Annotated in this window: 16 protein-coding genes; 2 read left to right on the top strand and 14 right to left on the bottom strand. The window is 63.2% G+C overall.

The window, feature by feature from the left end; translation table 11 throughout:
* The 14 genes from J1C48_RS04745 to J1C48_RS04680 all read right to left on the bottom strand — a co-directional run.
* A partial coding sequence (locus tag J1C48_RS04745; protein ID WP_231081591.1) for a GTP-binding protein occupies positions 1–125 on the bottom strand: 125 nt, incomplete at its 3' end.
* Between the two features lie 65 nt (positions 126–190).
* Entirely contained in the window at positions 191–2,281 is a 2,091-nt protein-coding gene (gene fusA / locus J1C48_RS04740) for an elongation factor G (RefSeq protein ID WP_207256566.1), read from the bottom strand.
* Between the two features lie 30 nt (positions 2,282–2,311).
* Positions 2,312–2,782 carry a 30S ribosomal protein S7 gene (rpsG, locus tag J1C48_RS04735; protein WP_207256564.1) on the bottom strand — a complete coding sequence of 157 codons (471 nt, stop codon included), beginning with the start codon at positions 2,780–2,782 and terminating at the stop codon, positions 2,312–2,314.
* Positions 2,783–2,813: 31 nt separating this feature from the next.
* Entirely contained in the window at positions 2,814–3,185 is a 372-nt protein-coding gene (gene rpsL, locus J1C48_RS04730) for a 30S ribosomal protein S12 (RefSeq protein ID WP_084409349.1), read from the bottom strand.
* A 313-nt stretch (positions 3,186–3,498) separates the two neighbouring features.
* A complete protein-coding gene (locus J1C48_RS04725) occupies positions 3,499–3,996 on the bottom strand; it encodes a GNAT family N-acetyltransferase (RefSeq protein ID WP_231081577.1) in 498 nt (165 codons plus the stop codon).
* 158 nt (positions 3,997–4,154) lie between these two features.
* Positions 4,155–8,351, bottom strand: a complete 4,197-nt coding sequence (rpoC, locus tag J1C48_RS04720) for a DNA-directed RNA polymerase subunit beta' (RefSeq protein ID WP_207256559.1) — start codon at positions 8,349–8,351, stop codon at positions 4,155–4,157.
* Between the two features lie 149 nt (positions 8,352–8,500).
* Entirely contained in the window at positions 8,501–12,649 is a 4,149-nt protein-coding gene (gene rpoB, locus J1C48_RS04715; protein ID WP_207256557.1) for a DNA-directed RNA polymerase subunit beta, read from the bottom strand.
* A gap of 603 nt (positions 12,650–13,252) precedes the next feature.
* Complete coding sequence (gene rplL, locus J1C48_RS04710) at positions 13,253–13,633, bottom strand: 50S ribosomal protein L7/L12 (RefSeq protein ID WP_207256555.1); 381 nt, start codon at positions 13,631–13,633, stop codon at positions 13,253–13,255.
* A gap of 51 nt (positions 13,634–13,684) precedes the next feature.
* Positions 13,685–14,203 (bottom strand): 50S ribosomal protein L10, encoded by a 519-nt coding sequence (rplJ, locus tag J1C48_RS04705; protein WP_207256554.1) that lies wholly within the window; start codon positions 14,201–14,203, stop codon positions 13,685–13,687.
* A gap of 374 nt (positions 14,204–14,577) precedes the next feature.
* Positions 14,578–15,285 carry a 50S ribosomal protein L1 gene (rplA, locus tag J1C48_RS04700; protein WP_207256553.1) on the bottom strand — a complete coding sequence of 236 codons (708 nt, stop codon included), beginning with the start codon at positions 15,283–15,285 and terminating at the stop codon, positions 14,578–14,580.
* Positions 15,286–15,290: 5 nt separating this feature from the next.
* Positions 15,291–15,719, bottom strand: a complete 429-nt coding sequence (gene rplK / locus J1C48_RS04695) for a 50S ribosomal protein L11 (protein ID WP_207256551.1) — start codon at positions 15,717–15,719, stop codon at positions 15,291–15,293.
* Between the two features lie 150 nt (positions 15,720–15,869).
* Complete coding sequence (nusG, locus tag J1C48_RS04690) at positions 15,870–16,400, bottom strand: transcription termination/antitermination protein NusG (RefSeq protein WP_207256549.1); 531 nt, start codon at positions 16,398–16,400, stop codon at positions 15,870–15,872.
* Between the two features lie 28 nt (positions 16,401–16,428).
* Positions 16,429–16,629, bottom strand: a complete 201-nt coding sequence (gene secE, locus J1C48_RS04685) for a preprotein translocase subunit SecE (RefSeq protein ID WP_207256652.1) — start codon at positions 16,627–16,629, stop codon at positions 16,429–16,431.
* Between the two features lie 353 nt (positions 16,630–16,982).
* Positions 16,983–18,644 (bottom strand): electron transfer flavoprotein-ubiquinone oxidoreductase, encoded by a 1,662-nt coding sequence (locus tag J1C48_RS04680; protein WP_207256548.1) that lies wholly within the window; start codon positions 18,642–18,644, stop codon positions 16,983–16,985.
* 487 nt (positions 18,645–19,131) lie between these two features.
* Here J1C48_RS04680 and J1C48_RS04675 point away from each other — a divergent pair, with 487 nt between their 5' ends.
* Both J1C48_RS04675 and J1C48_RS04670 read left to right on the top strand, forming a co-directional pair.
* Positions 19,132–19,461 carry a DMT family transporter gene (locus tag J1C48_RS04675; protein WP_207256546.1) on the top strand — a complete coding sequence of 110 codons (330 nt, stop codon included), beginning with the start codon at positions 19,132–19,134 and terminating at the stop codon, positions 19,459–19,461.
* Positions 19,462–19,515: 54 nt separating this feature from the next.
* Positions 19,516–20,460, top strand: a complete 945-nt coding sequence (locus J1C48_RS04670) for a uracil-DNA glycosylase (RefSeq protein WP_207256544.1) — start codon at positions 19,516–19,518, stop codon at positions 20,458–20,460.
* Positions 20,461–20,479: the final 19 nt, after the last annotated feature.

Here is a 20,479-nt window from a genome sequence, read left to right as displayed (position 1 = left end):
TAAGCCCGGAACTCGCCGAAGTACTTCGTGATCGCCGCCGTCAGCGACGTCTTGCCGTGGTCAACGTGACCGATCGTGCCGATGTTCACATGCGGCTTCGTACGCTCGAATTTGCTCTTGGCCATCGTGGCACTCCATCTATCTCATCTGGGCTCTTCAAAAGAGCCGAACCAATTCAACCGTGAGGGTCTCAGGCGTATTTCTTCTGGATCTCTTCCGCGACCTGGTTCGGAACCGGCTCGTAGTGGTCGAAGATCATGGTGTACTGGGCGCGCCCCTGGGACATCGACCGCAGCGTGTTGACGTAGCCGAACATATTGGCCAGCGGAACGAAGGCGTTGACCACTTGGGCAATGCCCCGCGGCTCGGTGCCCTGGATCTGACCCCGGCGGGAGTTCAGATCGCCGATAACGTCGCCGACGTAATCTTCCGGCGTGACCACCTCGACCTTCATCACCGGCTCGAGCAGCCGCGGACCAGCCTTCTGGATGGCCTCGCGGAAACCTGCACGCGCCGCGATTTCGAAGGCGAGAACCGACGAGTCGACATCGTGGAAGGCGCCGTCGATCAACTCCGCCTTGATGTCAACCATCGGGAAGCCGGCGAGCGGACCGGAGGTCATCACGGACTGGATGCCCTTCTCGACGCCCGGGATGTATTCCTTCGGAACCGAACCACCGACGATCTTGGAGGCGAAGGAGAAGCCCTCACCGATATCGGCCGGCTCGAAGGTCATCTTGACGCGCGCGAACTGACCGGTACCGCCGGTCTGCTTCTTATGGGTGTAGTCGACCTCCGCGCGGCGGGTGATCGTCTCACGATACGCCACCTGCGGCGCACCGACATTCGCCTCGACCTTGAACTCGCGCTTCATGCGATCGACGAGAATGTCGAGATGAAGCTCGCCCATGCCGGCGATGATCGTCTGGCCGCTTTCCTCGTCGGTCTTGACGCGGAAAGACGGATCCTCGGCCGCGAGACGGTTGAGGGCGAGGCCCATCTTTTCCTGGTCCGACTTGGTCTTCGGCTCGATCGCGATCTCGATGACCGGATCAGGGAATTCCATGCGCTCCAGGATGACCGGCTTCAGCGGATCACAGAGCGTATCGCCCGTCGTGGTCTCTTTGAGGCCGGCCAGAGCGACGATGTCGCCGGCATAAGCCTCTTCGATGTCTTCACGCGAGTTGGAGTGCATCTGCAGCATGCGGCCGATGCGCTCCTTCTTCTCCTTGACGGTGTTCTGAAGCGAGGTGCCCTTGCTCAGAACGCCGGAGTAGATGCGGGCGAAGGTGAGCGAACCGACGAACGGGTCGTTCATGATCTTGAAGGCAAGCATCGACAGCGGCTCTTCGTCCGACGACTTGCGAACGGTCTCGCCCTCGGTCTTCGGGTCGATGCCCTTGATCGCGGCGACTTCAACCGGCGACGGCAGGAAGTCGACGACGGCGTCGAGCAGCGGCTGCACGCCCTTGTTCTTGAAGGCCGAGCCGCACAGAACTGGCGTGAACCAGACGTCGCAGGTGCCCTTGCGGATCAGGCGGCGCAGTTCGTCATTGGAGGGCATCTCGCCTTCGAGATACTTCTCCATAGCCGGCTCGTCGATCTCGACAGCCGCCTCGATCATCATCTCACGATATTCTTCGGCCTGGGCCTGAAGATCCTCGGGGATCTCGACGACGTCCCACTGGGCGCCGAGGGTCTCGTCGCGCCAGATCAGCGCCTTCATCTCGATCAGATCGACGACGCCCTTGAGCTCGCTCTCGGCGCCGATCGGCAGCTGGACGACGATCGGACGCGCGCCGAGGCGGGTCTTAATCATCTCCACGCAGCGGAAGAAGTCCGCGCCGATCTTGTCCATCTTGTTGACGAAGATCATCCGCGGGACTTTGTACTTGTCCGCCTGACGCCACACGGTCTCGGTCTGCGGCTCGACACCGGCATTGGCGTCGAGCAGCGCGATCGCACCGTCGAGCACGCGCAGCGAACGCTCGACTTCGATGGTGAAGTCGACGTGGCCGGGGGTATCGATGATATTGAAGCGACGCTTCTTGCCGTCACGCCCCTGCCAGAACGTCGTCGTGGCCGCCGACGTGATGGTGATGCCGCGCTCCTGCTCCTGCTCCATCCAGTCCATCGTCGCGGCGCCGTCATGGACTTCGCCGATCTTGTGGGACTTGCCGGTGTAGAAGAGAATCCGCTCGGTCGTCGTGGTCTTGCCGGCATCGATGTGGGCCATGATGCCGAAATTGCGGTAGTCTTCGATCTTATATTCGCGTGCCATCGGGCGTCGCCTTTCAGAAGGAAGCCAGAATTACCAGCGATAGTGCGAGAAGGCGCGGTTGGCTTCAGCCATCCGGTGCGTATCTTCGCGCTTCTTGACGGCCGAGCCACGATTGTTCGCGGCATCCATCAACTCGCCCGACAGGCGATCGACCATCGTGGTTTCATTGCGATTGCGAGCCGCGGAAATCAACCAGCGGATCGCGAGAGCCTGACGACGCTCCGGACGAACATCGACCGGAACCTGGTAGGTCGCACCGCCGACGCGGCGAGACCGAACCTCGACGTGAGGCGCGATATTTTCCAGCGCCTGATGGAAGACCACCACCGAATCCTGACGGGTCTTTTCATGCACGACGTCGAAGGCGCCATAGACGATGCGCTCGGCCACCGACTTCTTGCCGTCGTACATCACGGCGTTCATGAACTTCGACACGACGAGATCGCCGAACTTCGGGTCCGGGTTGATCTCACGCTTTTCGGCTCTGTGACGACGGGACATTCTATTGTCTCTTCAACTGATCGCGGGTCGATTACTTCGGACGCTTGGCGCCGTACTTTGAACGCCGCTGCTTACGGTTCTTCACGCCCTGCGTATCGAGCACGCCGCGAATGATGTGATAGCGAACACCCGGAAGGTCCTTCACGCGGCCACCGCGGATCATCACCACGGAGTGCTCCTGAAGGTTATGGCCCTCACCCGGAATGTAGCCAATGACTTCGTAGCCGTTGACGAGACGCACCTTGGCGACCTTACGAAGCGCCGAGTTCGGCTTCTTCGGCGTGGTCGTGTAGACGCGCGTGCACACGCCGCGCTTCTGCGGGTTGGCCTCGAGAGCCGGGACCGTGTTGCGCTCGGTGGGACGCACCCGCGGTTTCCGGATCAATTGGTTGATGGTCGGCATCCAACCTTCCTCTAAAACTTCCAGTCCCAAGTTCATAACGAACCGCACCCGCACAGAACGCGGCGAACCGCGTTATGCGCAAAACCGGGCATCGATCCGCTTTTCCTGCGGACTGCCCGGCGACAAGCAGAGGACCGCGAACGGTCATGCGCCAGAGAGTGACGTCTCGTTGAACGAAGCCTTGTTTGAGGCGGCTGTATCCCGGACTTGGCGTCGACAGGAATGAATCGGCCTCACATCGGCTTTGTTGGACGCGTACCTAAACGCTCGGACTCGTCCCGTCAAGCGGTTCGGACCGCATTTCCGGGTTGTTTCAACTTTCGGGGCGCCGATCTGCCATGCGCGAACGCGTGTGCTCGTAATAGGCGACCATCTTCCGTCCGCCTGGCAGGGCCGCGCCCCCCACGGCACGAAATCCGCAGGCCTCGTGGAAGCGCTGGGAGGCGAGATTCGGCGGCTCGACATTAATTTCGCAGACGACCGGGCCGCTTTGGAGAGAATCGGCAACGGCGAAGACCGTGTCGTAGAGCGCGTGCGCCAGCTCCCGCCCCCGCGCGCTCGGCGCGACGACCGCCCGGTCGACATAAAGGAATCGCTCGTAGCGGGTCTTGAACCACAGATAGTTCACGCTGCCGTAATCGGCACGCTCGTCGAAGGCGACAACGAAGGCGCTGGCGTCGGCACTTTGGCGGGCGTGAGCCGCCGATGCGATGAGGCGAGCGAACCCATCCGCGTCGAGAAGAGACAGCTCGGCCGCATGGGCGTTGTTCAGCGCCAGCAACGCCGGCAGATCACTTGAACGAACCGCCACGATCGCGGTGTCTTGTCTCGTTGCGTCTTCGCCGCCGCCCCCCATCGCCGCCCGTTTCCTCATCCTCATCCGTCATTCTGCCTGCATAGCAAAGGGCCGCTTCCTTGCGGAAACGGCCCTTTGCTAGTGATCTTCGCGTTGGTACGGCGACGACGCGCTTATTGAGCGGCGTTGTCCACCGAGGTCAACATCCGGTCGGTCTCCGCGACATTCGTCGCCTTGCGGCGATCCTCGAGGATGAGATCGTCGCGCGAACCGGCAATGCGGCGCATCTGGGTCATCATGCCGCCGGTGCCCGCCGGGATGAGGCGGCCGACGATGACGTTCTCCTTCAGGCCCTGCAGCGTGTCCATCTTGCCGGCGACCGCCGCCTCGGTGAGGACGCGGGTGGTCTCCTGGAACGATGCCGCCGAGATGAAGGACGGCGTCTGCAGCGAGGCCTTGGTGATACCGAGGAGGACCGGGCTGCCGGAGGCCGGCTTCTTGCCCTCGTCGACGAGACGCTCGTTGATCTCGGCAAGCTCGATCCGGTCGACATGGTCGCCCGGGATGTAGCCGGAATCGCCCGATTCCTCGATCTCCACCTTCTGCAGCATCTGCCGGACGATGACCTCGATATGCTTATCGTTGATCAACACGCCCTGCAGCCGGTAGACTTCCTGGATCTCGTTGACGAGATAGGATGCCAGGGCCTCGACGCCCCGGATCGCCAGAATGTCGTGCGGCGCAGGATTGCCGTCGAGGATGTAGTCGCCCTTTTCGATCATGTCGCCTTCCTGAAGGTGGAAGGGCTTGCCCTTCGGGATCAGGTATTCGACAGGCTCGAGGCCATCCTCATGCGGTTCGACGATGATGCGGCGCTTGTTCTTGTAGTCACGGCCGAACTTCACCGTGCCGTCGATCTCCGAGATGATCGCATTGTCCTTCGGCTTGCGGGCCTCGAACAGTTCCGCGACGCGCGGCAGACCACCGGTGATGTCCTTGGTCTTGGCGCTTTCCATCGGAATGCGCGACAGGACGTCGCCGGCCTTCACCCGCTGACCCGGCTCGACCGAGAGGATGGCGTCCACCGACTGGAAGTAGCGGGCGTCGGAACCACGCGCCAGCTTCAGGATCTCGCCGTTGTCGCCCTTGATGATGATCGCGGGCTTGAGATCCTGCCCGCGCGGGCTCGCCCGCCAGTCGATGACCGCACGCTTGGTGATGCCGGTCGACTCGTCGGTCTGCTCCGACACCGAGACGCCGTCCACCATGTCCTCGAAGTCGATCGTGCCTTCGAGCTCGGTGAGAACCGGACGGGTGTACGGATCCCACTCGGCGATACGCTGACCGCGCCGCACCTGATCGCCGTCGTCGACATAGATCCGCGAGCCGTAGGTGAGGCGGTGCGAGGCGCGCTCCTTGCCACTCTGATCGAGGATCAGGATAGCCATGTTGCGGCCCATCGCCACCAGCTTGCCGTCGGAATCGCGCACCACGTTGCGGTTACGGATCTTGACGGTGCCCTCGTAGGAGGCCTCCAGGAACGAGCTGTCGACCACCTGCGCGGTGCCGCCCATGTGGAAGGTGCGCATGGTCAGCTGGGTGCCCGGCTCGCCGATCGACTGCGCCGCGATGACGCCGACGGCCTCACCCATATTGACGGGCGTGCCGCGGGCCAGATCGCGCCCGTAGCAGGTGGCGCAGATGCCGGTGCGGATCTCGCAGGTCAGCGCCGAGCGGATCTTGACCGACTGGATGCCGGCCTTCTCGATCGTCTCGACATCCGGCTCCTCGATCATCCGGCCCGCCGGAACCAGCACCTCGCCGCTCTGCGGATGCAGGATGTCCTCCAGCGCGGTGCGGCCGAGAATCCGCTGGCCGAGCGTCGCGACGACCTGGCCGGCATCCACGATCGGCTGCATGGTCAGGCCGTTCTCGGTCCCGCAGTCGACCTGCGTGATGATGCAGTCCTGCGCGACGTCGACGAGACGACGGGTCAGATAGCCCGAGTTCGCCGTCTTCAAGGCGGTGTCGGCCAGGCCCTTGCGGGCGCCATGGGTCGAGTTGAAGTACTCGAGAACCGTCAGGCCTTCCTTGAAGTTCGAGATGATCGGCGTCTCGATGATCTCGCCCGACGGCTTGGTCATCAGGCCGCGCATCGCCGCCAGCTGACGCATCTGGGTCGGAGACCCACGAGCACCGGAATGCGACATCATATAGATCGAGTTCATCGGCTTCTGACGGCCGTTGTCGTCGAACTCCACCGCCTTGATGCGGCCCATCATCTCGTCGGCGATCTTGTCCGTGCACTTGGCCCAGGCGTCGACGACCTTGTTGTACTTCTCGCCCTGGGTGATCAGGCCGTCATTGTACTGCTGCTCGTATTCCTTGGCGAGCGCCTGGGTCTCGGCGATCAGCTTCGGCTTGGTATCCGGGATGACCATGTCGTCCTTGCCAAAGGAGATGCCGGCGACGCAAGCGTTGCGGAAGCCGAGCTGCATGATCCGGTCGCAGAAGATCACCGTCTCCTTTTGACCGCAGTGGCGATACACCGTGTCGATCATCTTGGAGATGTTCTTCTTCGTCATCAGCTGATTGCAGATGTCGAAGGGGATCATGTGGTTCTTCGGCAAAAGCTCGCCGATCATCATCCGGCCCGGCGTCGTTTCGTGAATCGCCGACACCGGGTTGCCCTCGGCGTCAACGGTCTTGAAGCGACCACGGATTTTCGAATGCATGGTCACCGACTTCGACGCCAGCGCATGATCGAGCTCGCCCATGTCGGAGAAGGCCATGCCCTCGCCCGGCTCGTTCTCGTTCATGATCGACAGGTAGTAGAGGCCGAGCACCATGTCCTGCGACGGCACGATGATCGGCGCGCCGTTCGCCGGATGCAGGATGTTGTTGGTCGACATCATCAGGACGCGGGCTTCGAGCTGCGCCTCGATCGACAACGGCACGTGGACCGCCATCTGGTCACCGTCGAAGTCGGCGTTGAAGGCCGTGCAGACCAGCGGATGCAGCTGGATCGCCTTGCCCTCGATCAGCACCGGCTCGAAAGCCTGGATGCCGAGACGATGCAGCGTCGGCGCACGGTTGAGCAGCACCGGATGTTCGCGGATCACCTCGTCGAGGATGTCCCAGACCTCCGGACGCTCCTTCTCGACCAGCTTCTTGGCCTGCTTCACCGTCGAGGAAAAGCCCTTGGCGTCGAGGCGGGCGTAGATGAACGGCTTGAACAGCTCCAGCGCCATCTTTTTCGGCAGGCCGCACTGATGCAGCTTCAGCTCCGGACCGGTCACGATGACCGAACGGCCGGAGTAGTCGACGCGCTTGCCGAGCAGGTTCTGGCGGAAGCGGCCCTGCTTGCCCTTCAACATGTCGGACAGCGACTTCAGCGGGCGCTTGTTGGCGCCGGTGATGACGCGGCCGCGGCGGCCGTTGTCGAACAGCGCGTCGACGGCCTCCTGCAGCATCCGCTTCTCGTTGCGGATAATGATGCCCGGCGCGCGCAGCTCGATCAGCCGCTTCAGACGGTTGTTGCGGTTGATGACGCGGCGGTAGAGGTCGTTGAGGTCGGACGTCGCGAAGCGGCCGCCATCCAGCGGCACCAGCGGACGCAGATCCGGCGGGATCACCGGAACGACCGACATGATCATCCATTCCGGCCGGTTGCCGGATTCCAGGAAGTTCTCGACGATCTTCAGCCGCTTCATCAGCTTCTTCGTCTTGAGCTCCGACGTGGTCGTCGCGAGCTCTTCACGCAGATCGCCGGCGATCTTTTCGAGATCCATCGAGGCGAGCAGATCCTGGATCGCCTCGGCGCCGATCAGCGCCGTGAACGAATCCTCGCCGAACTCGTCGACGGCGATCATGTACTCTTCCTCGGTCAGGAGCTGATGCTCCTTCAGCGAGGTCAGACCCGGCTCGGTGACGATGTAGTTCTCGAAATAGAGAACCCGCTCGATGTCCTTGAGGGTCATGTCGAGCAGCGTGCCGATGCGGCTCGGCAGCGACTTCAGGAACCAGATATGGGCGACCGGCGCGGCCAGTTCGATGTGGCCCATGCGCTCGCGGCGCACGCGCGACAGGGTGACCTCGACGCCGCACTTTTCGCAGATGATGCCCTTGTACTTCATCCGCTTGTACTTGCCGCACAAACACTCGTAGTCCTTGATCGGGCCAAAGATACGGGCGCAGAACAGACCGTCGCGCTCCGGCTTGAAGGTCCGGTAGTTGATCGTTTCCGGCTTCTTGATCTCGCCGAAGGACCAGGAGAGGATCTTTTCCGGGCTCGCCAGCGAGATCCGGATGGAGTCGAACGTCTGCGCCGCAGCCTGCGGGTTGAAGATGTTCATGACCTCTTGGTTCATGGCTTTCTCCTTCTGGAGCGTGTCGCTCCTGAATCGCGGCGGTGGGGACGCCTGCCGCTGAAATCATCCTCGCAATTCGAACCGGCGGGGCTTCAAACGCCGGTTCGGGCCGTCCGCCTCAGGGACGGCCCTCGCAGGGTATGGTTGCCTTACTCGGCCGCGTCCGGCAGGTCGGTGCCGGGCGTCGGGGCCGGCAATTCGGCCGCCGAGTTCTGCAGGTCGACGTCGAGGCCGAGCGAGCGCATTTCCTTGACGAGAACGTTGAAGCTCTCCGGAATGCCCGACTCGAAAGCATCGTCGCCGCGCACGATCGACTCGTAGACCTTGGTCCGGCCGGCGACGTCGTCCGACTTCACCGTCAGCATCTCCTGCAGCGTGTAGGCCGCGCCATACGCTTCCAGAGCCCAGACCTCCATCTCGCCGAAGCGCTGACCGCCGAACTGCGCCTTACCGCCGAGCGGCTGCTGGGTGACCAGCGAGTACGGGCCGATCGAGCGGGCATGGATCTTGTCGTCGACCAGGTGATGCAGCTTCAGCATGTAGATGTAGCCGACGGTCACCTGACGATCGAAGGCCTCGCCGGTGCGCCCGTCATAGAGCGTCACCTGGCCCGAGCCGTTCAGCCCGGCCTTCTCCAGCCACTCGACGATGTCCTTCTCGTTCGCCCCGTCGAAGACCGGGGTCGCGATCGACACGCCCTTGGTCATCTGCTTGGCGAGCGTGACGACGCTGTCGTCATCGTAGGACTTCACCGGCTCGTTGCGGTCGTTATCGCCGAGCAGACCCGCGATCTGATTGCGCAACGGCGCGACGTCGTGGTTCTCGCGATAAGCCTCCATCATCTCACCGATACGCTTGCCCATGCCGGCACAGGCCCAGCCGAGATGCGTCTCGAGGATCTGCCCGACATTCATGCGCGAGGGCACGCCCAGCGGATTGAGCACGATGTCGACATGGGTGCCGTCCTCGGTGAACGGCATGTCCTCGACCGGCACGATGCGCGACACGACACCCTTGTTGCCATGACGGCCGGCCATCTTGTCGCCCGGCTGGATCTTGCGCTTGACGGCGACGAAGACCTTCACCTGCTTCATGACGCCCGGGGGCAGCTCGTCGCCGCGCTGGACCTTCTCGACCTTGTCCATGAAGCGCTGCTCGAGCGTCTTCTTGGCTTCATCGTAGACATTGCGCAGGTCTTCGAGCTCGGCCTGGAGCTTCTCATCCTCAACGGCGAACATCCACCACTGCGAGCGGGAATATTCGTTCATCACCTCGGCCGAGAGCGGCGAGCCCTTCCTAAAGCCCTTCGGGCCGGCGATCGCGTCCTTGCCGTCGAGCATCTCGACCAGACGGCCGTAGACGTTGCGATCGAGGATCGCCTGCTCGTCGTCACGGTCCTTGGCGAGCCGCTCGATCTCCTCGCGCTCGATCGCCATGGCGCGCTCGTCCTTCTCGACGCCGTGGCGGTTGAAGACGCGCACTTCGACGACCGTGCCGTAGGTGCCGGGAGGCATCCGGCTGGAGGTGTCGCGCACATCCGAGGCCTTTTCGCCGAAGATCGCGCGCAGGAGCTTTTCCTCCGGCGTCATCGGGCTTTCGCCCTTCGGCGTGATCTTGCCGACCAGGATGTCGCCCGGCTGCACTTCCGCGCCGATATAGACGATACCCGCCTCGTCGAGATTCTTCAGCGCTTCTTCCGAAACGTTCGGAATGTCGCGGGTGATCTCTTCCGGTCCGAGCTTGGTGTCGCGCGCCATCACCTCGAACTCCTCGATATGGATCGAGGTGAAGACGTCGTCGGCGACAATCCGCTCCGAAAGCAGGATCGAGTCCTCGTAGTTGTAGCCGTTCCACGGCATGAACGCGACGAGGACGTTGCGGCCAAGCGCCAGATCGCCGAGATCGGTCGACGGACCATCGGCGATGATGTCGCCCTTGTTCACCCGGTCACCGACGGCGACCAGCGGACGCTGGTTGATGCAGGTGTTCTGGTTCGAACGCTGGAACTTCATCAGCCGGTAGATGTCGACGCCGGACTTGCCGGCCTCGAGATCCTCGGTCGCGCGAATGACGATACGGGTCGCGTCGACCTGGTCGACGATGCCCGTGCGCCTCGCACCGATCGCGGCGCCGGAATCGCGCGCCACCACCGGCTCCATGCCGGTGCCGACGAAGGGCGCTTCGGCGCGCACCAGCGGCACGGCCTGACGCTGCATGTTCGAGCCCATCAGCGCGCGGTTGGCGTCGTCGTTTTCCAGGAACGGGATCAGCGCCGCGGCGACCGAGACGAGCTGCTTCGGCGAGACGTCCATGAGATCGACGTTCTCGCGCGGCGTCATGAAGACGTCGCCCTGATGGCGGCAGACCACGAACTCGTTCTGGAACGTGGCGTCGTCGTTGAGCAGCGCGTTCGCCTGGGCAACGTGGTGCTTGGACTCCTCCATCGCCGACAGATAGACGACTTCGCTCGTCACCTTGCCGTCGATCACCCGCCGATACGGGCTTTCGATGAAGCCGTATTTGTTGACGCGCGCAAAAGTGGCCAGCGAGTTGATCAGACCGATATTCGGGCCTTCCGGCGTCTCGATCGGACAGATACGGCCGTAATGGGTCGGGTGGACGTCGCGCACCTCGAAGCCGGCGCGCTCACGGGTCAGACCGCCCGGTCCAAGCGCCGACAGGCGACGCTTGTGGGTGATCTCCGACAGCGGGTTGGTCTGGTCCATGAACTGCGAGAGCTGCGAGGAACCGAAGAACTCACGCACGGCGGCGGCCGCCGGCTTGGCGTTGATCAGATCCTGCGGCATGACCGTATCGACTTCGACCGAGGACATGCGCTCCTTGATCGCCCGCTCCATGCGGAGCAGACCGACGCGGTACTGGTTCTCCATCAGCTCACCGACCGAGCGCACCCGGCGGTTGCCGAGATTGTCGATGTCGTCGATCTCGCCGCGGCCGTCGCGCAGGTCGACCAGCGTGCGCACCACGGCGACGATGTCCTCCTTGCGCAGCACCCGGACGGTGTCCTCGGCATTGACCTCGAGACGCATGTTCATCTTGACGCGGCCGACGGCCGAAAGGTCGTAGCGCTCGGCATCGAAGAACAGCGACTGGAACATCGCCTCGGCGGTTTCCATCGTCGGCGGCTCGCCCGGACGCATCACCCGATAGATGTCGAACAGCGCGTCCTGGCGCGTCTCGTTCTTGTCGGCGGCGAGCGTGTTGCGGATGTAGCCGCCGACATTGACGTGATCGATGTCGAGCACCGAGATCTCGTCATAGCCCGCGTCGATAAGGACCTTGAGGGTCTTCTCGTCGATTTCGTCGCCGGCCTCCAGATAGACTTCGCCGGTGGCGAAGTTCACGATGTCCTCGGCGAGATAGTAGCCGTAGAGATCTTCCTCGGTGGCGCGCAGGGCCTTGACGCCCTTTTCCTGCATCTGCCGCGCCTGACGGGCGGTGACCTTCTTGCCGGCCTCGACCAGCACTTCGCCGGAATCGGCGTCGACCAGATCGACCACCGCGTTCTGCCCGCGCACGCGGTCGACCGAGAACGGCATCCGCCAGCCGTTCTTGTCCTTCTTCAGCTCAAGCACGTTGTAGAACGTCGACAGGATCTCTTCGCCATCCATGCCGAGCGCCATCAGAAGGCTCGTCACCGGGATCTTGCGGCGACGGTCGATCCGCGCATGGACAACGTCCTTGGCGTCGAATTCGATGTCGAGCCAGGAGCCGCGATAGGGAATGACGCGAGCGGCAAACAACAGCTTGCCCGACGAGTGCGATTTGCCCTTGTCGTGATCGAAGAACACGCCCGGCGAGCGGTGCATCTGCGAGACGATGACGCGCTCGGTGCCGTTGACGATAAAGGTGCCGTTCATCGTCATGAGCGGCATGTCGCCCATATAGACGTCCTGCTCCTTGATGTCCTTGATCGACTTGGACTGGGTGTCCTCGTCGATATCGAAGACGATCAGGCGCAGCGTCACCTTCAGCGGCGCGGCGAAGGTGAGATCACGCTGACGGCATTCGTCGACGTCGAATTTCGGCGCTTCGAATTCGTACTTGACGAATTCCAGCATTGCCTGACCCGAGAAGTCGGTGATTGGAAACACCGACTTGAACACCGCCTGCAATCCCTCATCGGGACGCCCGCCTTCCGGCTCCTCCACCATCAGGAACTGATCGTAGGAGGCCTTCTGCACCTCGATGAGATTGGGCATCTGCGCGACTTCGGGAATTGACCCGAAAACCTTGCGCACCCGCCTGCGACCGGAAAATGTCGTCGTCTGGGACATCGTCGCTCCTTCTCGTAACGTCTCCGCCCTTGACCAAAGGGCTGACCCTGCTAACCCTCTGGCCGGAGGGCTGCCGCGTCGCCGCGGCCGAACTTGCAATTTTCGGGCTCGCCGCCCTTCCCCTGCCGCAAGACAGGGGCATATGTCGTCCCGCGCAAGGCGGGTATGTCAGTCCCGCACGTCGCGGGATCGAAGCTTGGCCCTTGGCGAAAACCGCCACCAAGACTTCGCCGAGCCGCCCGGCTCGCATCTCCGCACCCTCGCCGCGACGCATCCAACGGATACGCGAACGAACGGGGGTCAGGACATACGCCCCTCGACCCGTCGACAGCGCCCGAACACCGATCGAGGCCGCCACCCGGCGATCCGGGCTCCGGCGCATCGCCTGGCCCGAACCGGCACGACGACCACACCGCACACATCACCGGCCTCGAATTGACCGGCCGGCCGCATCGACCAAGCCCGATGCGCCGATTCAAGGTGCTTGAGCGTCCTGTCTGCCTCCGATCGGGCAGAGGGCGCTCTCGCAGGCACGGAAGGCGGAACGGCGAAACGCCGTCCCGCCCACCGAATTTTCCTCGCGAAACCGCGGGCGAGCCGCGATTACTTGAGCTCGACGGTCGCGCCAGCCTTTTCCAGCGCTTCCTTGATCTTGTTGGCCTCGTCCTTGTCGACGCCTTCCTTGACCGGCTTCGGCGCGTTGTCGACGAGATCCTTGGCTTCCTTGAGGCCGAGACCCGTGAGGGCGCGGACTTCCTTGATGACGTTGATCTTCTGCGCGCCGGCAGAAGCGAGGATGACGTTGAACTCCGTCTGCTCCTCGACAGCGGCGGCTTCGCCACCAGCCGCACCACCGGCAGCCGCGACGGCAACCGGAGCGGCGGCGGACACGCCCCACTTCTCTTCCAGCATCTTCGACAGCTCAGCCGCCTCGAGGACGGTCAGGCTCGACAGGTCTTCAACGATCTTGGCGAGATCAGCCATGTTTCAATTCCTTCAGGTTCGAACTTTGATTTGAGCAGCGAGGAACCATCCTCACGCCGCTTCGTCCTTCTTGGCGTAGGCCCCGAATACGCGTGCGAGCTGACCCGCAGGCGCCTGGAGGACCCCGGCGATACGCGTTGCCGGCGTGTTGATCATGCCGACAAGCTTCGCACGGAGCTCGTCCAGCGACGGCATGTTGGCGAGAGCCTTCACACCATCAGCGTCGAGCGTGGTCGTCCCCATCGCGCCGCCGAGGATCACGAGCTTGTCGTGCCCCTTGGCGAAATCCTGGGAAACCTTGGCCGCCACCACCGGATCGCTCGAATAAGCGATCAGGGTCTGGCCCTCGAACAGGTTCGAGATGCCTTCGGCGTCCGTGCCTTGAAGAGCGATCTTGGCGAGACGGTTCTTCGCGACTTTGACAGCCCCGCCGGCCTGACGCATCTTCGAACGATAGTCGTTCATCTGCGCGACCGTGAGACCGGCATAGTGGGCCACCACGACCGTCCCCGAGGCCTTGAAGGTCTCGTTGAGGGTCGTGACGAATTCGCGTTTTTCCGCTCTGTCCACTGCCTCTCTCCAGTTGACCGAGACGCTCCCGAGGAAACGCCGCGGCCGGTTTGCCTTTTGCCGCCCGGATCATCCGGACGACGCTCGGAGATCCTGTCCCCTTACCCGAACCTGCGGATGAAACCCGCGGGCGGCGCAAGGCAATCGGAGTTCGAACCCGTTTCGGCGTCTCGCCTGAAAACGGTTTCTTCCCCGTCTCATGAGGGCTTTCTGACGATTATGATCGGCACCCAAACGGCACTGATCGCCCACAATCTCGGACAGGCATGCTTGGAACGCCGCCGGAGGGCGCCGTTCCGTTGTCCCGGGCGAGCCCGGAATGGTTGTGATCGCAAAGCGCCGGATATAAAGATCCGCAGCCGCGATGTGAAGGGTCAGGCCGACGCGGCAGCCGACAGGGTCGACGGGTCGATCTTGATCCCCGGCCCCATGGTCGAAGAGATCGCCACGCGCTTGACATAGTTGCCCTTGGCGCCGGACGGCTTGGCCTTGGTCACCGCATCGGCAAAGGCCCGCACATTCTCCGCGATCGCGGCCGCGTCGAACGACAGCTTGCCGACGCCGGCGTGAACGATACCGGCCTTCTCGACGCGGAACTCGACAGCGCCGCCCTTCGAAGCCTTGATCGCGGCCGTGACGTCCGGGGTGACGGTGCCGACACGCGGGTTCGGCATCAGGCCGCGCGGGCCGAGCACCTTACCGAGACGGCCGACAAGCCCCATCATATCCGGGGTCGCAATGGCGCGATCGAAATTGATGTTGCCGGCCTGAACCTCAGCGACGAGATCCTCGGCACCGACGATGTCGGCGCCAGCGGCCTTGGCTTCGTCAGCCTTATCGCCGCGGGCAAAGACGGCGACCCGCACGGTGCGGCCGGTGCCGTTCGGCAGATTGACGACGCCGCGGACCATCTGGTCGGCGTGACGCGGATCGACGCCGAGATTCATCGCGACTTCGATCGTTTCGTCGAACTTGACCTTCGACTTGCCCTTGATCATCTCAATCGCCTCGTCGAGGCTGTAAAGCTTGGTGCGCTCGATACCCTCGCGGGCGGAGCGAATGCGCTTTCCGGTCTGTGCCATCGTGCTTACTCCGTCACCTCAAGGCCCATCGAGCGGGCCGACCCTTCGATCATCGCGGTCGCAGCGTCGAGGTCGTTGGCGTTCAGATCGGCCATCTTCTTCTCGGCGATTTCACGCAGCTGGCTGCGCGAAATCGTGCCGGCGGTCGCCTTGCCCGGGGTCTTGGAGCCGGACTTCAGATTCACCGCCTTCTTCAGGAAGTAGCTCACCGGCGGCGTCTTCATCGCGAAGGTGAAGGACTTGTCCTGATAATAGGTGATCACCACCGGGATCGGCGATCCCTTTTCCTGCTCCTGGGTCTGCGCGTTGAACGCCTTGCAGAACTCCATGATATTGATGCCACGCTGACCGAGCGCCGGGCCGATCGGCGGCGACGGGGTCGCCGAACCGGCCGGAACCTGCAACTTCAGCTGGCCCGCTACCTTCTTAGCCATTTTTCCTGCCTTCTTTCGTCAAGCCGGGAACCGATAACGCTCCGGCGTTTTGCAGTCCGCGCGGTGCGGCGATCCATGGGCCGGCTTCAAAGAGCCCACACGCCTCCCGCACGAGAAAGGCGCCCGTCAAATTCGGGCGCCCTGTTCGACTCAGGTCTTCTCGACCTGGCCGAATTCGAGATCCACCGGCGTCGCGCGCCCGAAGATCGAAACCTCCACCTTGAGACGCGCCCGCTCCTGATCGACCTCCTGAACGACGCCGTTGAACGACGCGAACGGACCGTCGGAGACCCGCACCTGCTCGCCGATGTCGAAGGACATTGTCGGCTTCGGCCGCTCGACACCATCCTGGACCTGGTTCAGGATGTGGTTCGCCTCGGCCTCGGAGATCGGCACCGGGCGATTGTCCGGCCCCAGAAAGCCCGTAACCTTCGGGGTGTTCTTGATCAACGAGAAGACTTGATCGGTCAGCTCGGCCTTGACGAGAACGTAGCCAGGGAAGAACTTGCGCTCCGCATCGACCTTGCGGCCGCGACGCACCTCGACGACCTTCTCGGTCGGCACGAGAATCTTCTCGAACTTCTCGGAGAGACCTTTCTGACGGGCCTGCTCCTCGATGGATTCGGCCACCTTCTTCTCGAAATTCGAATAGGCGTGGACGATGTACCAGCGGGCGGTCATGAAAGCTTCAATATCTCCTGCGGCAGTGTCAGACGCGCGCATTCATGATCAAGCCGACGACATAGCCGAGGACCTGATCGGCAACAAAAAAGAATGCCGCCGCGAACACCACCATGACGAAGACCATAAAGGTCGACACCATCGTCTCGCGACGCGTTGGCCAAGTGACCTTCGAGGTTTCGGAACGGACCTGCTCCAGAAATTTGAAGGGATTGGTTTTGGCCATCAACTGCTCACGGCTAAGGCGCGTGCCGAGTGCAGACACACCCCACGCGCCGTTTCCTTTGGAAAGTGCCTTCTAGCGGCCTTTCCCATGATTCTCAAGCCCCTGCCAGGTCGAAATTCTTAAAGTCTCGGTAAAGATATCGGCGGTGGGGAAGATGGTGCGATTGCGGCAGGGTTTCAATCAGGGGCGACAACGCCCGAAATCTCCCCGGCAAAACACCAGAGCGCCGTGCGCCCGGCAGGGTGAACGGCGCCCGAAATTATTGAGTTGAGCATCGTGCTTTGCCGAAAATCGATTCCGATTTTCGCGCCGACACTCTGTGCAGAGCCGCGCGCCAGACGCGCCTGGCCCGGCTCTCACATCGTTTCGTACACCGGCCCCTCACCGCCCTGTGGCGGCACCCAGGTGATGTTCTGGTTCGGATCCTTGATGTCGCAGGTCTTGCAGTGGACGCAGTTCTGGGCGTTGATCACGAACTTGTCCGCGTCGCCCTCCTTCACCCACTCGTAGACGCCGGCCGGGCAATAACGCTGCGACGGCCCGGCATAGACGCCGAGTTCCGATGACGTCTGCAGCGCCGGATCCTTGAGCTGCAGATGAACCGGCTGGTCCTCCTCGTGATTGGTGTTCGACAGATAGACCGAGGAGACCCGATCGAAGGTCAGTTCGCCGTCGGGCTTGGGATAAACGATTGGCGTGTGCTTGTCGGCCGCATCGAGGCACGCATAGTCGGGCTTGCCGTGCGATTGGGTGCCGAAGCAGGAAAAGCCGAACAGCGAGTTCGTCCACATGTCGAGCCCGCCGAGCATCACCCCGAGCCTGGTGCCAAATTTCGACCACAGCGGCTTGACGTTGCGCACCGGCTTCAGATCCTTGCCGATCGGCGAGGTCCGCCAGGCATCCTCATAGGCCGTGAGCTGGTCATGGGCGCGGCCGGCCTTCAGCGCCTCGGCGGCCGTTTCGGCGGCAAGCATGCCGGAGGTCATGGCGTTGTGCGCGCCCTTGATGCGCGGCACATTGACGAAGCCGGCCGAACAGCCGATCAGCGCCCCGCCCGGGAAGACCAGCTTCGGCACCGACTGCCAGCCGCCCTCGGTGATCGCCCGCGCGCCATAGGCGATGCGCTTGCCGCCCTTGAGCAACTCGGCGACGTTCGGATGGGTCTTGAAGCGCTGGAATTCCTCGAACGGCGAGAGATATGGGTTCTTGTAGTTCAAATGGACGACCAAGCCGACATAGACCTGATTGTCGCCGAGGTGGTAAAGGAAGGATCCGCCGCCGGTCTTGTCGCCAAGCGGCCAGCCGAAAGAGTGTTGAATGCGGCCGGGCTTCGACTTCTCCGGCGCGATCTCCCACAGCTCCTTGATGCCGAGGCCGAACTTGCCGGGCTCGCAGCCTTCGTCGAGGCCGTAGGCGTTGATCGCCGTCTTGGCGAGCGAGCCGCGCACGCCCTCGCCGAGGAAGACATATTTGCCGAGCAGCGCCATGCCGCGCTGATACATCCCGCCGGGCGCGCCGCTGCGGGTCACCCCCATGTCGCCGGTGGCGACGCCGATCACCGCGTTGGTCTCGTCGAACAAGAGTTCGGAAGCGGCAAAGCCCGGATAGATCTCGACGCCAAGCGCCTCGGCTTTTTCGGCCAGCCACTTGCAGACAAGACCGAGCGAGACGATGAAATTGCCGTGGTTCGACATCAGCCTCGGCATCAGCGCATTCGGCAAGCGCCTCGCGCTTTTCTCGCCATAGAGGTAGAAATGGTCCTCGGTCACTTCGGTCTTGATCGGTGTCTCTTCCTGGCGCCATTCGGGCAACAGCCGGTCGAGGGCCGACGGGTCGAGGACATTGCCGGACAGGATATGGACGCCAACCTCCGCGCCCTTTTCCAGAACGACGACCGAAATCTCGGGATCGATCTGCTTCAGCCGGATCGCCGCGGCTAGTCCAGCCGGCCCGGCGCCGACGATGACGACGTCGAATTCCATCGATTCGCGGTCGGGCAGTTCGGCGGCGTCATCCATGTCGTATCCATCTCTTCCCGGTCGTGGCCGGTTCGGTCCGGCGCCTGACGCCCCGAACCTATTTCGAAAGCCGCGTTCGGCAACCAATGCGACACGGGTGGCACGCCGTATGCCGGCACACTTTGCCGGGGCAAGGTGCGGCAGGAATACTCTCGCAACGCTCGCACGCGGCACCCCCGGCCTTTCAGGCTTAAACACAGAACGGGAAGCTGGACAATTGCCGGACGCAAAAGGATTATTGTGAGTTTGATCGAGATAGATTGGTGCCATCTGCGCGACTCCGCCGCGGCCTCTGCGGCGGATGTCCAGGCGCGGCGCGGGCCGTCCACTGACGCAACGACAATGCACCGCCCGCCTGGGCCATTGGCAATGTTCGCCCGGCCAAGCCTCCGTTCCAACCAAGCGAACTCGGCCTCCCGGCGATTGACGCATTATCCTCACGAATGCTGAAGCAGGCCCACCGCTCACCGCGTCGCCAGGAGCCGCCATGAACGCGCTTTATCTCGCCATCGCCATCGTCTGCGAAATCCTCGGCACCAGCGCGCTGAAATCCGCCGCCGGCTTCACCCGCCTCGCTCCGTCGCTGATGACGGTAGCCTTCTACGCCTTCGCCTTTTATTTCCTGTCGCTGCCGCTGCGCACCATGCCGGTCGGCATCGTCTATGCGATCTGGTCCGGCTGCGGTGTCGTGCTGCTCGCTCTGATCGACGTCTTCTGGTTCAAGCTCGAGATCGATGCGGCCGGCTATGCCGGCCTGGCGCTGATCGTCGCCGGCGTCCTTGTCATCAATCTGTTTTCCAGCACAGTCGGCCACTGACCGCAGTGCGATAAAGCGGCTGCAATGCGCCGCCGGATGGAATAGAATCGGCTCATGCTCGACGAAACACCCCGCACCGCGAACGATGCCGCGACCGCCCTCCTCGCCTTTTACCGCGAGGCCGGCATTGAGACCTTGATGCTCGATGCGCCGCGCGATCGTTTTGCCGAAACCGCGGCCGAGAGCGAGCGCCGCGCGGCCGGCAATCGCGGCCATGACGGGAAGGCTGCGCCTCGGCCGGGGGACAACCGCGAGCGCCGGCCTGCCGCGCCGCGCGAGGCCATAGGCAACGCATCACCGCCCGCGTCCTCCGGCGGCTTTGCCCAAACAGTCAACCCCGACTCAGCATTCCCGTCGAGCCGCGTCACCGTTCCCGACGACATCGCGCTCGCCGATGCGCGGGAGCGGGCGACGAGCGCCGCCAGCCTCGACGAGCTGCGGGCGCTGCTCACCGAATTCGACGGCTGCAATCTGAAGATCACCGCCAAGCACACGGTTTTCGGTGATGGCCCGGACAGGGCCGATCTGATGCTGATCGGCGAAGCGCCGGGCCGCGACGAGGATCTGGCCGGCGTGCCCTTCGTCGGCCGCTCCGGCCAACTCTTGAACCGCATGCTGGCGGCGATCGGCATCGAGCGCGAGAGCGTGCGGGTCACCAACACGGTGCCCTGGCGCCCGCCGGGCAATCGTCCACCGACGCCGGTCGAGACGCGCATCTGCCTGCCCTTCATCCAGCGCCAGATCGCGCTGGTGCAGCCGAAGGTGCTGGTCTGCCTCGGCGCCCCCTCGGCCAAAGCCGTTCTCGGCGTGCAGCAGGGCATCCTGCGGATTCGCGGCCAGTGGCACAGCTACACCTTCGGGCCCAGCCTGGACACGACGATTCCGGCGATCGCCATGCTGCATCCGGCCTATCTGTTGCGCCAGCCAGCGCAAAAGCAGCTCGCCTGGCGCGATCTTCTCGCGCTGAAGACAAAACTCGTCGAGATCGGCGCCGCCTGAGGACATTCCGCGCAGACCC

It is taken from the genome of Jiella flava (genome assembly GCF_017349315.1).
GTDB lineage: Bacteria > Pseudomonadota > Alphaproteobacteria > Rhizobiales > Rhizobiaceae > Jiella > Jiella flava.
The sequence above is the reverse complement of the archived record's forward strand: the minus strand, read 5'-3'. Positions and strand labels throughout refer to the sequence as shown.